16 protein-coding genes and 1 tRNA gene are annotated in these 15152 nt (G+C 38.8%); 6 read left to right on the forward strand and 11 right to left on the reverse strand.

Features of this window, described 5'->3' with window-relative positions; genetic code table 11:
• Nucleotides 1-33: 33 nt before the first annotated feature.
• A complete protein-coding gene (locus ACEYX7_RS05880) occupies nucleotides 34-699 on the reverse strand; it encodes a DUF1345 domain-containing protein (RefSeq protein WP_374804878.1) in 666 nt (221 codons plus the stop codon).
• Nucleotides 700-779: 80 nt separating this feature from the next.
• On the reverse strand, nucleotides 780-1607 hold the full coding sequence (locus ACEYX7_RS05885) for an exodeoxyribonuclease III (RefSeq protein ID WP_374804877.1): 828 nt from the start codon (nucleotides 1605-1607) through the stop codon (nucleotides 780-782).
• A gap of 53 nt (nucleotides 1608-1660) precedes the next feature.
• Between ACEYX7_RS05885 and pyrE the strand changes: the two genes are divergently transcribed.
• The 5 genes from pyrE (at nucleotide 1661) to pnp (ending at nucleotide 6422) form a co-directional block, all read left to right on the forward strand.
• The gene (gene pyrE / locus ACEYX7_RS05890; RefSeq protein WP_374804876.1) at nucleotides 1661-2308 is read left to right on the forward strand and encodes an orotate phosphoribosyltransferase; all 648 of its coding nucleotides are present in this window, start codon (nucleotides 1661-1663) and stop codon (nucleotides 2306-2308) included.
• A gap of 120 nt (nucleotides 2309-2428) precedes the next feature.
• Nucleotides 2429-3040, forward strand: a complete 612-nt coding sequence (locus tag ACEYX7_RS05895) for a uracil-DNA glycosylase family protein (protein WP_374804875.1) — start codon at nucleotides 2429-2431, stop codon at nucleotides 3038-3040.
• A gap of 63 nt (nucleotides 3041-3103) precedes the next feature.
• Nucleotides 3104-3709, forward strand: coding sequence for a tetratricopeptide repeat protein (locus ACEYX7_RS05900; RefSeq protein ID WP_374806493.1), 606 nt, complete (start codon nucleotides 3104-3106; stop codon nucleotides 3707-3709).
• A 64-nt stretch (nucleotides 3710-3773) separates the two neighbouring features.
• Entirely contained in the window at nucleotides 3774-4043 is a 270-nt protein-coding gene (gene rpsO, locus ACEYX7_RS05905; protein ID WP_374804873.1) for a 30S ribosomal protein S15, read from the forward strand.
• 291 nt (nucleotides 4044-4334) lie between these two features.
• Complete coding sequence (gene pnp / locus ACEYX7_RS05910; RefSeq protein WP_374806495.1) at nucleotides 4335-6422, forward strand: polyribonucleotide nucleotidyltransferase; 2088 nt, start codon at nucleotides 4335-4337, stop codon at nucleotides 6420-6422.
• A 164-nt stretch (nucleotides 6423-6586) separates the two neighbouring features.
• Here the strand turns inward: pnp and ACEYX7_RS05915 are convergent, their stop codons facing one another.
• The 5 genes from ACEYX7_RS05915 to ACEYX7_RS05935 form a co-directional block, all read right to left on the reverse strand.
• Nucleotides 6587-7042, reverse strand: a complete 456-nt coding sequence (locus ACEYX7_RS05915) for an RDD family protein (RefSeq protein WP_374804872.1) — start codon at nucleotides 7040-7042, stop codon at nucleotides 6587-6589.
• Between the two features lie 131 nt (nucleotides 7043-7173).
• Nucleotides 7174-7449, reverse strand: a complete 276-nt coding sequence (locus ACEYX7_RS05920; protein ID WP_374804871.1) for a hypothetical protein — start codon at nucleotides 7447-7449, stop codon at nucleotides 7174-7176.
• 178 nt (nucleotides 7450-7627) lie between these two features.
• Nucleotides 7628-7703, reverse strand: a tRNA-Ala gene (locus ACEYX7_RS05925).
• A 49-nt stretch (nucleotides 7704-7752) separates the two neighbouring features.
• The gene (gltX, locus tag ACEYX7_RS05930) at nucleotides 7753-9264 is read right to left on the reverse strand and encodes a glutamate--tRNA ligase (RefSeq protein WP_374900308.1); all 1512 of its coding nucleotides are present in this window, start codon (nucleotides 9262-9264) and stop codon (nucleotides 7753-7755) included.
• A gap of 142 nt (nucleotides 9265-9406) precedes the next feature.
• Nucleotides 9407-10483, reverse strand: a complete 1077-nt coding sequence (locus ACEYX7_RS05935) for a hypothetical protein (RefSeq protein ID WP_374804869.1) — start codon at nucleotides 10481-10483, stop codon at nucleotides 9407-9409.
• Between the two features lie 183 nt (nucleotides 10484-10666).
• Between ACEYX7_RS05935 and ACEYX7_RS05940 the strand changes: the two genes are divergently transcribed.
• Nucleotides 10667-11383 (forward strand): glutathione S-transferase family protein, encoded by a 717-nt coding sequence (locus tag ACEYX7_RS05940; protein WP_374804868.1) that lies wholly within the window; start codon nucleotides 10667-10669, stop codon nucleotides 11381-11383.
• Nucleotides 11384-11415: 32 nt separating this feature from the next.
• Here the strand turns inward: ACEYX7_RS05940 and ACEYX7_RS05945 are convergent, their stop codons facing one another.
• The 4 genes from ACEYX7_RS05945 to ACEYX7_RS05960 form a co-directional block, all read right to left on the reverse strand.
• On the reverse strand, nucleotides 11416-11832 hold the full coding sequence (locus ACEYX7_RS05945) for a DNA polymerase III subunit chi (protein ID WP_374804867.1): 417 nt from the start codon (nucleotides 11830-11832) through the stop codon (nucleotides 11416-11418).
• Nucleotides 11833-11913: 81 nt separating this feature from the next.
• Complete coding sequence (locus ACEYX7_RS05950) at nucleotides 11914-13338, reverse strand: leucyl aminopeptidase (protein WP_374804866.1); 1425 nt, start codon at nucleotides 13336-13338, stop codon at nucleotides 11914-11916.
• Nucleotides 13339-13443: 105 nt separating this feature from the next.
• Complete coding sequence (yihA, locus tag ACEYX7_RS05955; protein ID WP_374804865.1) at nucleotides 13444-14274, reverse strand: ribosome biogenesis GTP-binding protein YihA/YsxC; 831 nt, start codon at nucleotides 14272-14274, stop codon at nucleotides 13444-13446.
• A 117-nt stretch (nucleotides 14275-14391) separates the two neighbouring features.
• Nucleotides 14392-14832, reverse strand: a complete 441-nt coding sequence (locus ACEYX7_RS05960) for an RrF2 family transcriptional regulator (RefSeq protein WP_374804864.1) — start codon at nucleotides 14830-14832, stop codon at nucleotides 14392-14394.
• Between the last annotated feature and the right edge of the window lie 320 nt (nucleotides 14833-15152).

Here is a 15152-nt window from a genome sequence, read left to right on the forward strand (position 1 = left end):
AAATTAAAATTTGGTGAATAATTTTCTTAGATATTAACCCATGATAATACTACTGCTGATATTAATCAGCATTGCCAAAATCGCCACATTAAAAAAGAATGCCAATATTGAATGTACCAAACCAATTTTACGGCTACTACCATGATTAAAGGCAATATCTGCTGTTTGAGCCGATGTCCCAATAATATAGGCAAAATAAACAAAATCCCAATAATTTGGCTGTTTGGTATCAGGAAATGCAATGGTTATGGTTTGGTCTTTTTCATAGCTCAGATAATATTGATGGGCATAATGCAAAGCAAACATGGTATGAATAAAAAACCATGCATTAACAATGGTTAAACTCACCAAGGACAAATACAATGCCGATAAATTTGGTTCAATTTTTACCAAAGCCAAAGCTTTAAAAATGGCTAATACACTGACGATTGCAGTCAAGAATACCAAAAATAACATCACAGGCATGCCTTCATCTTCGGCATTTGCCACATCTTTGATTTTTTGTGTGTCGGCTTGTTGAAATAAATAAAAAATACTTGCCAAATAAATCAATATACCAACATTCCATGCTGATAATAATAAAATAATCTGATGTAAATATGGGAATGTAAATTTTAAAATCGCAAAGCTGATAAAGCTAGATAATATTCCTATACATAATCGTGGACGTGTAATAAAAAATCGAAATAAATAATTCATCTTATTACGTTCCTTAAGTAACTCCCCTCCTATGGGAGGGGGGAGGGTTTAAATATTAATTCATTTTCATGGAATAATATTTAAAACCGATAATCAATAATCACCGGTGCATGGTCACTAAACCACTGCTCTTTATATACCCATGCATTCACCGTACGTTCCTTCCAATCAGGTGAACAGGCATGATAGTCAATCCGCCAACCTACGTTCTTGGCACGGGCTTGCCCACGGTTCGACCACCACGAATACAGCTCAGCTTCGGGACGTACCACACGGAATGTATCGACATAACCCAAATCATCATAAATATGGTCTAGCCACGCACGTTCATGTGGCAAACAGCCCGATGCTTTTTGATTGCCTGACCAATTTTTAATATCAATACGTTTATGCACGATATTATAATCACCACAAACGATAATCGATTTATTATTTTCACGCCATTGTTTCAAAATGGCTTTGTATTCATCCAAGAAAATATCTTTACGCGCTTGGGCGTCATCGCCCGATGAACCAGACGGCAAATATAATGATGCAATATGAATTGGATAATCCACACCCCAATGACTTAAATCAAATTCCGCAGTAATAAAACGTCCTTGCGTATCGGCAAGCTCAAAACCTAAACCATTCTGTACCGATTGAAAAGGCAAGCGGCTATAAATCGCTGTGCCTGCATAGCCTGCTTTTTGGGCAGGAAATAACTGCATATACCAGCCTTCAGGCTTAAAAGTATCATTCCATTGCTCGGGGCTAAGTCGCGTTTCCTGCATACAAATCACGTCTGCTTCAGATGTCGCAATCCAATCAAATAAGCCTTTTTTCTGTGATGCACGTAAGCCATTTACATTGATGGATACAACACGTAAAATCTTGGCATCATCGCCATAACTTGCTTTGGTGAGCATGGAAAACCCCTTGATATCGCCCTAAAATTCAACAATTCTACGGAGTATAGCACATGACAACCCCCAATTTTTCAGCAAAAGCATTTATCGAACTGGCTTTATCACGTCAGGTGCTTAAATTTGGTGAATTTAAACTCAAATCAGGACGCATCAGCCCGTATTTTTTTAATGCAGGATTGTTGAACGATGGAGAAGCATTGGCTTTATTGGCACAAGGTTATGCCCAAGTTTTGACCGAATGCGACACTGTCGATGTGATTTTCGGCCCTGCGTATAAAGGCATTCCTTTTGTGGCTGCAACCGCTGTGGTCTTATCACAACAGCATCAACGCCATGTGCCATGGGGTTTTAACCGTAAAGAAGCCAAAGACCATGGTGAAGGCGGTGTATTGGTTGGTGCAGATGTGGCAGGCAAATCCGTGTGGATCATCGATGACGTGATTACCGCAGGTACGGCAATCCGTGAAGTAGTGGATATTTTACAAAAAGCAGGGGCAAAAATCGCAGGTGTGGTCGTGGCATTAGACCGTCAAGAGCGTGGTCAAGGTGAATTATCTGCCATTCAAGAAATCCAACAACAGCATAATATACCTGTGCATGCCTTGGTGAGTATGCAAGATTTGATGGATTATCTAGCCGAAAAAGGCGATACGATTGCGTTGCAAAATATGCAGGCATATCGTGAGCAATATGGTATTTGATTTGACTTCATTATTATTTTAGCTTTGTAAAAATGGGTATTGGGCAAACGTTATTTGTCCAATACTTTAAAATCACACGGAGTTGTTATTGATAATGAAAATGTTAAAAAAGATAATCCGATGACCATCGAAACTCATCCATTACCGCCATTTTTACCGCAAAATGCCAAGGTATTATTTTTAGGCAGTTTTCCACCGCCGAAAACACGTTGGAAAATGGACTTTTATTATCCCAATTATAATAACGATATGTGGCGGATTATCGGTTTGATATTCTTTGCTGATAAAGATTATTTTATTGATATTGCCAACAAAACTTATAAACAGATTTTGATTGAAGATTTTCTTCATCAACAAGGTATCGCCATCAGTGATACCGCCTATCAAGTGATACGATTAAAAGACAATGCGTCCGACCAATTTTTGCAAGTGGTGCAAGACATGGATATTGCCGCTTTATTGGCTCAGATGCCTAATTGTCATGCAGTCATTAGCACAGGCGAGAAAGCCACCGCTACGCTATTACAGCGTTATGGCGAGTCTGATGCCATCATGCCAAAAATTGGGCAATCTGTAGTGTTAGATATTGCAGGGCGAACCGTACAATTGTATCGTTTGCCGTCATCGTCACGGGCGTATCCTTTGGCTTTAGAGAAAAAAGCTGAATATTATCAAATGGATTTACAGCAGATATTTGCCACAAATCATTTGCAAATCGATTTAAATAAATAAAAACTGTGTCACATTTCATTGTATAATCAGTCACTAATTTAAAATTTAACATGGACAAACCCAATGAAAAAACTCTGTACCTTAATGCTTGCCCTAACCCTATCTATGGGTGTGATGGCTCAAGATAATTTTAATACGACTTTGCAGCAAGCGAAAAAAGGCGATGCGGTTGCTCAATATAATATTGGTGTAATGTATCAAAATGGAATGGGAGTAAAACAAGATTATGCAAAAGCTTTTGAATGGTACACCAAAGCTGCCAATCAAGGTGATGCTTCCGCTCAAAATAATCTTGGTTATATGTATAAAAATGGGAATGGTATGCAACAAGATTATCAAAAAGCTTTTGAATGGTACAGCAAAGCTGCCAATCAAGGTGATGCTGATGCTCAATTTAATTTGGCTAGAATGTATGAAAATGGCACAGGCGTAAAACAAGATTATCAAAGAACTGTCGAATGGTACACTAAAGCAGCCAATCAGGATCATGCTAAATCTCAAAATAATCTCGGGGCGATGTATGAAAATGGCGAGGGTATAAATCAAGATTATAAAAAAGCGATGGAATGGTATGAAAAAGCCACAACAAAAATCAACCTTTGCAATCGCCCAAAATTTCGCTATAATAATGCGTCTGCTGTAGTGATGCACGGCAGGGTGTGGCGATAGGTTATTTTTGATGTATCGGATACACTTTTTTATCATAAACTTTTAAGCATCTCGGAGAAATCGAATGGCTTTAACAACTGCTCAACGTGCTGAAATCGTTGCAAAATTTGCTCGTGCTGCCAATGACACTGGTTCACCAGAAGTTCAAGTGGCTTTATTGACTGCTCAAATCAATGACTTACAAGGTCACTTCAAAGAGCATAAACACGACCATCACAGCCGTCGTGGTTTGATTCGTATGGTAAACCAACGTCGTAAATTGTTGGACTACCTAAACGGTAAAGATCACGCACGTTATGTTGCATTGATCGGTGAATTGGGCTTACGCCGTTAATCGTAAGATGATGCGAGTAGTGGCAACATTACCGTAATCGACAAAGGGGGCGTTGATTCGCTCCTTTTGTGTTTTTTTCGTTGGGGTGTTTGGCGATAAAGTTTCTAAGTTTTATTATTTTTATCATAAAATCTTAGTGTAATACATGATTTATAGTGATGATCATAGCAAAATACTAAAACTTAGAGACTATTAACCTATCTCTTACACCCTATATACAAATACTGTTTTGATGTTTGATAAAATTAAAGTTCAAACCCAAAACACCAAATTTAGGAAGATAATATGTCGATGTTTAATATCGTTCGTAAAGAGTTTCAATATGGTCAGCATACCGTTACTTTAGAAACAGGTCGTGTTGCACGTCAAGCCAATACCGTGGTGATCACCATGGGCGGTGTGACTGTACTTGTGGCAGTTGTGGCAGCAGCAAGTGCTAAAGCTGGTCAAGACTTTTTCCCATTAACGGTAAATTACCAAGAAAAACAATATGCTGCGGGTCGTATCCCAGGTGGTTATGGCAAGCGTGAAGGTCGTGCTTCTGAATCAGAAACTTTGATTTCTCGTTTGATTGACCGTCCAATCCGTCCATTATTCCCAGAAGGTTATTTCAACGAAATCCAAGTTACTGCGACTGTGGTGTCTTCTGACAAAACTATGGAAGCTGATATTGCAGCAATGTTAGGTACATCTGCGGCGTTAGCAATTGCAGGTACGCCTTTCCGTGGTCCAATCGGTGCGGCACGTGTGGGTTTAATCAACGGTGAATATGTACTTAACCCTAGTAATGAACAAATGCAACAATCAGCATTGGATCTTGTAGTTGCAGGTACAGAATCTGCGGTATTGATGGTTGAATCTGAAGCCAAAGAATTGTCAGAAGATCAAATGCTTGGTGCAGTATTGTTCGGTCATGACGAAATGCAAGTGGCTGTACAAGCGATCAATGAATTTGCTGCAGCAGTCGGTGCAAAAGCATCTGATTGGGTTGCACCAGCACATAATGAAGAATTGCGTGCCAATTTAAAAGCTGCTTTTGAAGAAAAAATCTCTCAAGCTTATACCATCGCAGTGAAACAAGACCGTTACGCGGCATTAGATGAATTGCATGCTCAAGCGGTTGCACAATTTGTACCTGAAAATGACGAAACAGGTATCGCTGACGAAGTTGAATTCTTATTTGAAGATTTGAAATATCGCACCGTTCGTGACAACATTTTGAGCGGTAAGCCACGTATTGATGGTCGTGATACCAAAACTGTACGTCAATTAGATGTGCAAGTAGGGGTGTTAGATCGTACACACGGTTCAGCATTGTTTACGCGTGGTGAAACACAAGCATTGGTGACTGCGACTTTGGGTAATACGCGTGATGCCTTGATGGTTGATACCTTGGCAGGCACAAAAACTGACAACTTTATGTTGCACTACAATTTCCCTGCGTATTCAGTTGGTGAAACTGGTCGTGAATCAGGTCCAAAACGTCGTGAAATCGGTCATGGTCGTTTGGCTCGTCGTGGCGTACAAGCAGTGTTGCCACCAGTAGATCGCTTCCCATATGTATTGCGTGTGGTATCGGATATTACTGAATCAAATGGTTCATCTTCAATGGCATCTGTGTGCGGTGCATCATTGGCATTGATGGACGCAGGCGTACCGTTGAAAGCCCCCGTTGCTGGTATTGCGATGGGCTTGGTCAAAGAAGGCGAACGTTTTGCGGTATTGTCTGACATCTTGGGTGATGAAGATCACTTGGGCGATATGGACTTTAAAGTAGCAGGTTCTGCAAACGGTATCACTGCTCTTCAAATGGACATCAAAATCGAAGGTATCACTGAAGAAATCATGGAAGTGGCATTAAACCAAGCGTATTCTGGTCGTATGCACATTTTGAATGAAATGAATAAAGTGATTTCTCGTGCACGTGAAGAAATTTCTGTACATGCACCGACTTTTGAAGTGATTCAAATCAACCCTGAAAAAATCCGTGACGTGATTGGTAAAGGCGGTGCGATGATCCGTTCAATCACTGAAGAAACGGGTGCTGCGATTGACATTGAAGATAACGGTACAGTGCGTGTATTCGGTGAGTCTAAACAATCTGCACGTGCAGCGATTGCCAAAATCCAAGCGGTAACGGCTGAAGTTGAACCAGGTAAAATCTATAATGGTAAAGTGGTACGTTTGGCTGAATTCGGTGCGTTCGTAAACATCTTACCGGGTACGGATGGTTTGGTACATATTTCACAGATCTCAAATGAGCGTGTGGCAAATGTATCGGATGTACTTTCAGAAGGTCAAATAGTTAACGTCCAAGTACAAGATGTCGATAACCGTGGTCGTATCAAATTGACCATGAAAGACATTCCACAAGGCTAATCTTTAACAACCAAGTTTTAAAAAATAAGCCTTAAAGAAGCCCCAAAGTCATCAGATTTTGGGGCTTTTATTTGGCTTAAGTTTTATGATATGAGTATTGGAACATTGTTCAGTATACAGTCCAAATATCAGCATCCGAATTTCATTTAAATTGAGGACAATGCTTAATCATTATTATCTATCACTACAACGGTTTTAGCGATTTTGTCATGAAAGCTCTGTTTTTGCTTGTCCCAAATAATCCAGAAGAAGCCTAAAAAGAGTGGTAATGTAGATAAAATATAAGCAAAGTAACGTAAAATTGCTTGCCCAAAGCTGATTTTATTACCTGTTTTAGCATCTAGCACTTTCAATTTTAATAAACGTTTACCTGGTGTTCCAGCCCATTTCATCCAAAGTATAACTGTGACAATCAAACCAAAGATATTGGAAAATAATTGTTGTTTCAATACTGCTGCTTGCAAAGCCTCAATATTTTCAACATTTTCTAATGGTGACAAGACACCCATCATCTGTAAAATAGAGCTTAAAATCGCAGTAACAATAGCTAAAATGATTGCATCAATAATCGTTGCCAATAGACGGCGACCAAATCCCGCAAACTCATAACGTGATGACATATCCACTTTCCTATACATTTATCATTATTGCGAAGTATAGCACGCCCTAAAAAATCAATGGAATAAAAAATAGCAAAGGTGATTTGCCTTTGCTATTTTTATCGATTCATCTTAGTGCGTTTTAAGAAAAATTATCGACCACTCGTCTGTTGCACGATAGCTTGAGCTAAAGCTTTACACTCATTCGCAAGACGTTGATTACCCAATTTTTTCTGTTGAGTTTTCATGTCTTGTTCGATTCTAGACCAAAGTTGATTAGATTCTTGTTGTGATTTACCGACTTTTTTAGCCGCTGTAAAAAACGCATTTTTGGCATCACCACATTCTTTAGGCAAAGTTGCAGCTTGAGCTTGGGTTGTTAACATTGCACCGAATAGCATTACTGCTAATAACATTTGTTTTTTCATGATTTTTTCCATCATCTGTGAAAGTGTTTGAAGTCTAACAGATAAAAGTGAATGTATTAAGTAATCTTTTGATGATAATTTGCAATTGATTCATTCAAGTTTGGCTGAAAATAACTTTTTTCAAACCATCATAAAATTTAGACAACAAAAAAAGCTTATCAATGATAAGCTTTCTATATGGTGGAGATAAGCGGGTTCGAACCGCTGACCCCTTACATGCCATGCAAGTGCTCTACCAACTGAGCTATATCCCCATGTGTGCAGTATAATAAAAGCTATACTACATACTGTCAATGATTGCGATTACTCTGCATTTTCATCAGTTGAATTTTTAGGCATTTTTAAGCTTTCGTTAAGCTTTTCCCATGCCTTTAATTCTTTCTTACTTGGTTCACCAACGATGCTTAATGCATGACGCAGACGAGCAAAAGTCAAGTCAGGACCAATCGTCACCATCGACTGCATTACAGGCGTTGAGCTGGTCGAACCTGCAATGGCAATAAAGAATGCAGGCATAAAGTCACGCAATTTAATGTCCATTTGTGTAGCCAAATCCATCAAAGTTTGGCTCACAGTGTCATTGTTCCAAGTAAATAAATTTTCCAATCGCCAAATCGCAAATTGCAAACTTTGGCGGACTTGTTCGCTAGACAGTTTTTTACTTTCAAATTGCTCAGCAGTAATCGTTGGCATGTGATTAAAATAAAACCCTGACCAGTTCACCGCTTCCGAAAGTAAGTTGATACGTGGTTGAATCGCTGCGGCAATGTCTTCCAATTTTTGGCGGTCGCCTTGCCAAGTCAAAATGGTGTTTAACAAATCGCTAGGTGTCATGGCTTTGATATATTGACCATTTAACCAGTGTAACTTTTCCACATCAAAAATTGGTCCACCGAGAGAAACACGTTGAATATCAAAATGTTCAATCATTTCTGCCAAACTGAATTTTTCACTTCCATCAGGCATAGACCAACCCATACGCCCTAAATAATTTAACAAGGCTTCAGGCAATACGCCGATGTCTTTATAATAATTAATAGACGTTGGATTTTTACGTTTTGATAATTTTGATTTGTCAGGGTTACGTAGTAATGGCATGTGGCACAATACTGGCATGTCCCAACCAAAATATTTATATAGTAATTGGTGCTTTGGTGCAGATGGAATCCATTCTTCACCACGGATCACATGGGTAATTTCCATCAAATGGTCATCGACTACATTAGCAAGATGATAAGTCGGTAAACCATCCGTTTTGAGCAGAATTTGCATATCCACTTGTGACCAAGGAATTTCCACTTCACCACGCAACATGTCGTTGAATTTACATACGCCGTCTTCAGGAATTTTCATACGGATAACGTGCGGTTCGCCTTTGGCTAGACGCTCTTCGACTTCTTGTTGTGATAGTAATAAACCACGTCCATCATATTTTGGGGTTTCGCCACGGGCTTGCTGTTCGGCACGCATTTGATCGAGTTCTTCTGCGGTCGCAAAGCAATAAAACGCATGACCTTTTTCGACCAATTCCAAAGCATATTGTTTATAAATACCCATACGCTCTGACTGACGATATGGTGCATGTTTACCGCCAATATCTGGACCTTCTGACCAATTTAAACCGAGCCAACGTAATGAATCCAAAATCATTTTTTCTGATTCAGGGGTAGAGCGGAGTTGGTCGGTGTCTTCAATACGTAGGATAAATTCACCGCCATGTTGTTTGGCAAAGCAAAGGTTAAATAGGGCAATATAAGCAGTACCAACGTGCGGAAAACCTGTTGGCGATGGTGCAATACGAGTACGAACAGTCATAACAATCGGCTTTTATTAAAATTAAAGCAGTATTATAGCATTATCGATTGTGATTGGACTAACTTTGCGAGTTGCATTTTATAAAAATAAAAAACCGATAGCTGTTTCCAAACAGTTATCGGTGTTGTATAGATATCAGAAATTAAGATTTTTTATGCACGTGGATTGTTTTACGACCATTGCCATTGTGTTGATTTTGATTTGCATGATTTAGATTGTTGGCCGTGGTGAGATTGGCTTGTAGGTTGCTTTGAAATTGACTCAATAAATCTTGTGTACGGTCTTGTTTAGACGTTTGACTATGATGATCATTTTGGTTTTTAACATGGTTCGATCGAGTAGAGCTTACTTCTGCTGACTTTGCCTGTTGCTGTGGTGTCCCAGTTTTGCTTTTGTCTTCTACAGTTGCTTGAGTCAATGTCGGAGCTGTTTTTTCTACACTATTGGGAGTTGATGTCGTGGCTGTAGCGGTAACTTGAGTTTCTACTTGTGCGGTTTGTTGCGTTGAATTTTGATGTATGGTCTTTTGCTGTGTATGGTTTTGCGTAGCGTGCTGTGTCGTGGTATCTGCTACAGGTTTAACCTGCTGTTGCAATTGTTTTTGAATGGCTTGTAACTCTTGCTGCATCGCATTCTGTAGCTGTTGGCGAAGCTGTTTCATACTATTTTGCAACCAGTTATCGCATTCGGTTTCTAGTCGCTTGGAAATTTTTTCAGCTTGTTTGCTGTCCAATAATATAGAGTTATCCATAGTTGCATATTGACTTGTGGATAAATGATGATGTGCTGTGGTATCGAATTTACTGATCTTGTCGGCGATTGTCTGTAATTTCAATTGCTCTGCGTATGCTTGCAAGGCAACTAATTGCTGTTGTTGTTGTTGCTTTTCTTGCTCGCGAAGGTCTAATAACAATTGTTGTTCGGCCTGGCGTTGTGTCTGTAACTGTTGTTCAAGCTCGGCTTGGCGTTGTTGTAGGCGTTGTTGCATCTCAGCACGACGCTGATCCAAGATTTGCTGTTTTAGCTGTGCATAGGCATTTTTACGTTCGATATGATGCTGGCGTTGCAAATGTTGATCATTGGTCTGCCAAACCTCGAATACGGTATGTGGCTCAAGTAAATCGCAGACATGGCGTAGCTCACGCTCAAAGCAGGCACATACTGCTTCTGGTGCATCTAACCAACGTTGTTTAAAATTCTCACCTACATTTAATGCCATGTTATTTTACCGCCAAAAATTTATACTTATTTTGATTTTACAAAGTATTGCTTAAAAGCGGTAGTATTTTTAACAAATTTCTTAAAAATACTTTTATAATCGTAAGGCAAAATTGATTTAGATCAGTAAATACATTTAATGTGGAACGATATTTTAAAAAAAATTGGCAAAATGGATATTTCTATGAAATTTAAACTGTATCACCTTGGCAATTCACGTTCGCAGCGTATTATTTGGTTATTAGAAAGCCTAAAGCTTGATTATGAACTGATTTTTTGTGAAAGAAATCGCCAAGGACTTGCCCCTGAATGGCTGAAGACTATTCATCCATTGGGTAAAGTGCCGATTTTAGTGATTGAAGAAAATCAGCATAACGAAAAAATCGTTTTGGCAGAAACATCCGCAATTTTTGATTTTTTAGCGATAAAATTTGCCACACATGAATTATTTTCTAGTGAAAATTTCACCGCTCAACAATTGGCAAATCATTGTTATTTCAAAAAATTTGCCGATAGTTCATTGATGCCGAATTTAGCTTTGAAACAAATTTTTGCTCGAATCGTCAGTCATTCACCTTGGATTGCAAAATTGATTACAGGTAAAATAAAACACACATTTGATCAAAAATTTTTAAATCCATCGATTTTTGAACAGCTTGCCATGATTGATGATTTGTTAAAACAGCAAAAATTCTTGGTCAATGACAATTTAAAAGCGGTGGATATTTTAATGGAATTTATGCTTTCCGCCTTGGCGGTATCTATACCAAAATTTCAACCGTTTCAAAATATTCAACGTTATTTAAATGATTTGCACGATTTGCAGAGTTACCAACAAGCGGTTATAAAAGGACAATTTGACCAAGCAGAATTTGTACATTATTGGCAACAAGCGTGGTAGGTCAAACTGCTAAGATTTTAATTTTTAAAAAATTATAAACGATAAACCTGTGGCTCAACGTTAGTTTGTCGATAATGTTTATAACGCTCACGTCCGATGATTTTAGCTGGCTCGTCATTGGCGACAATTTCAATTAAATGCAAATCAGATTGGGATAGAGCATTGAATTGAAAAATATTTTCGGTCAAGTTGATACACACATCAAAGCCAAGCTGTGGCTTTTGCATGGAAATACAAATCGGGGCTTCAAATTGGTCGATGCCATGGGCAATAAAACGTGTAGCATCATCATCTTGCCACAATAAATCATCAAGCTGTTGCATGGTCGCATCATCATCGCAATATAGCCAAATTTTATGCTTAAGATAAATTTGCTTGCACAAACGTACCGCAATCTGTATCGGTGATTGTGGTTTTTTTTCGATGAGATAAAAACTAATTTTAGCCATAATCATTTATTCAAATTATCAAATAAAACAACACCAACACAAGGTTGGCGTTGCTATTTTTAAAAACATCAAGATAAGCGATTATGCTTTTTTGGCACGATTCGCCAAGAATTGCATTAACATCGGTACTGGACGACCTGTTGCACCTTTGGCATCACCCGATAGCCATGCAGAACCTGCAATATCCAAATGTGCCCAAGTATAATCTTTGGTAAAGCGTTTTAAGAAACACGCTGCGGTAATTGCACCACCATAAGGGCCTGCGATATTTGCCATATCAGCAAAATTAGACTTCAAACCATCTTGATAATCTTCTGCCATCGGCATGTGCCATACACGGTCATGGCTTTGCTCACCGGCTTGGCGTAATTGGGCGGTCAATTGCTCATCATCACAGAACAAACCGCTATAGACTTTGCCTAATGCTACCACACATGCACCAGTCAATGTCGCAATGTCAATCACCAATTCAGGTTCAAAACGTTTGACATAAGTCAAGGTATCGCACAATACCAAACGCCCTTCAGCATCCGTATTTAGGATTTCAATAGTTTGCCCTGACATACTTTTTACCACATCACCTGGGCGAGTCGCATTACCTGATGGCATATTTTCAGCGGCAGCAATCGCACCGACTACATTGATTGGCAATTTTGCTTCACACAAAGCACGCATTACGCCCAATACCGACGCTGCACCACACATATCAAAACGCATTTCATCCATTGATGCGGCAGGCTTGATCGAAATACCACCCGTATCAAAAGTAATACCTTTACCGACCAAGACTACAGGTTTTTGCTCACCAGCAGCTTTATATTCTAAGGTAATTACACGACCTTCATTGACTGAACCTTGTGCCACTGCCAAAAATGCATTCATACCAAGGGCTTGAATTTGCTTGGTTTCTAGTACAGTGACTTTGAGTAGCTCAGGATATTGTTTGCCTAATTCAATGGCTTGCTCTGCCAAATAAGCAGGGATGCAGACATTACCAGGGCGATTGCCTAAGTCACGGGCAAAACTTTGTCCTTGATGTAACGCTTTGCAATAATCCAAATCATTTTGCGTTAATGCTTTGGCATTGACAAAATCGACATGATTGAGAACCGCTTTAGATTTTTCAGATTTATTTTCATCAAATACATAATTGGCTTGGCTGATGGCTTGTACCAATAACGGCTGTAATTTTTCTGCTAAATTAGCACAATCTACGCTGATCGCTTCGTGCTTATTTTGGCTATTTTTAACAATTGTCGTAGCTAATTTTTGCGTCTTTGTTGCATCCAATTTTTCGCTATCGCCTAAGCCAAGCAAATAAACGATATGACCTTGACTATTTACGCCTGTTAGAACTTCATTAAAATCAGCTTTAAAAGCATAAGCGTCAATCAAAGTAGCAAGCGGTGCGAAGTCGGCTTGACTTTTTAAATGATCGAGCTGTTGTGAAGTAATAAGCATCCATGTTGGCTGTTTTGTATCGTGTTGATGAAGATGAAATTGCATAATCTTTCCTATTTGATGTGCTGATTGATATGTTGGGGAATATACTATCCCAGTGTTGTATTAGAGCATATTTAGATGCGTTTGAACGTTGAATTTCTGTATCGTTCAAGGCTCATCATCGGCATCCAATTCACTAATAATCGGAATGCTGTCCAAGTCCACGCCTTGCAACAAATCTTGGGCTTGTTGTTCTAAAATATTAACATTATTTCCTTGTCCATCGGCAGGAATAGTGAAGCCCAAACGACTTGCCAATAACGCCGCCAATTCAGGTAAGCCTTGCTTGTCCATTGATGAAAACAATTGAATGGAAAAATTGATTTTCAATGCTTTAAGTTCTTTTTGCACTTCAAGTAAGACTTTGTTGGCAGGACCACGATTGAGTTTATCGGCTTTGGTCAATAAAATATGCACAAATAATTGACGAGAGTATGCCCATTGCAACATCATACGGTCAAAATGCTGTAAAGGATGGCGAATGTCCATCAATAGCACCAAACCTTGCAAAGATTGACGTTGGATTAAATAATTTTCCAATTCTTTTTGCCAAATTTTCTTCATGTCTTCAGGCACAGCCGCATAGCCATAACCTGGTAAATCCACCAAACGTTGATCAGGATTACCTAGACTAAAAAAGTTAATCATCTGCGTACGCCCAGGGGTTTTGGACGCTCGAGCAAGTTGTTTTTGATTGGTCAAAGCATTGATAGCACTGGATTTTCCTGCGTTAGAACGCCCTGCAAATGCCACTTCAAAGCCCGTATCTTCTACGCACAAATCTAACTTGGGTGCACTCATCAAAAATTCGGCTTGGCGTAACCAGTTCATCGCCTGTTGGCTATAAATATCATCGACTTTAGGCTTTTTTTCGTAGCTGATTTTTTGTTTTGGGGCAAGGCGTGCTTTGGTGTCTTTGGATTTGTGTTTAATACGCATAACTTTTGCTCAACATGACGTGATGATTGACAAGAATTATAACTGATTTATGCTGCAAAATATAACCATGTTTTTAACATAATGATTTCAAAGATAAAATCTTAGCAAACAAACAGGTTATATATTTAAGATTTCGATGGCGTGAGTGGATTGATGACTTTTACCTTTAACAAAAGCATCTTTCAAAGTGTATTGATTGAGGTGTTGATAAAACTGCTCTAGTGCTTGATCTAAAACACCTTTTAGTTGGCAATTAAATCTTAAGATGCACGCATGTGGATGCAAGCAATCGACGACTTTCTCATCATTTTCTAGTATGCGAATCATTTCACCCAAAGGCAAATCCAGTGTTTCCGCCGCAATGCTGATTCCGCCACCACGTCCACGCGTGCTGATGACCCAACCTTGCTTACTCATAAAGTGGGTAATTTTGACCAAGTGATTTTCTGACACTTGCAAAGCTTGTGCTGCTTGAGCAATGGTATTGAGCTGATCTTGGCTTTGCGTAAGATACATCAATAAACGAACAGCAAAATCGGTAAATTTGTTTAATTGCATAGTGAGAGAACAAAGCAAATTTGTTTGAACTATAAAGTATAGGTAAAAAAAATCGATTTGTATAGCGTTGATGGAGATATTTTGGATTTTTATTACTGAAAAATAATAATATATATTCGGCTTAAGAGTTAAAATTATTTATTTTTATATTTTAATTTCTAAAGTTAGGTGTAGATTAAAGATGTCATTTATATTGATTTGGATAGACCATACATTACAGTCATAATCAATAAAATCTTGTTGATATATTAGACCTCTTTCGAAAATGTAAATTTAGCGATTAACTTGCCAATTTATAAATCCTGCCACTAATTTCATTC

The organism is Hubeiibacter jixunmingi, assembly GCF_041928215.1.
GTDB lineage: Bacteria > Pseudomonadota > Gammaproteobacteria > Pseudomonadales > Moraxellaceae > Acinetobacter.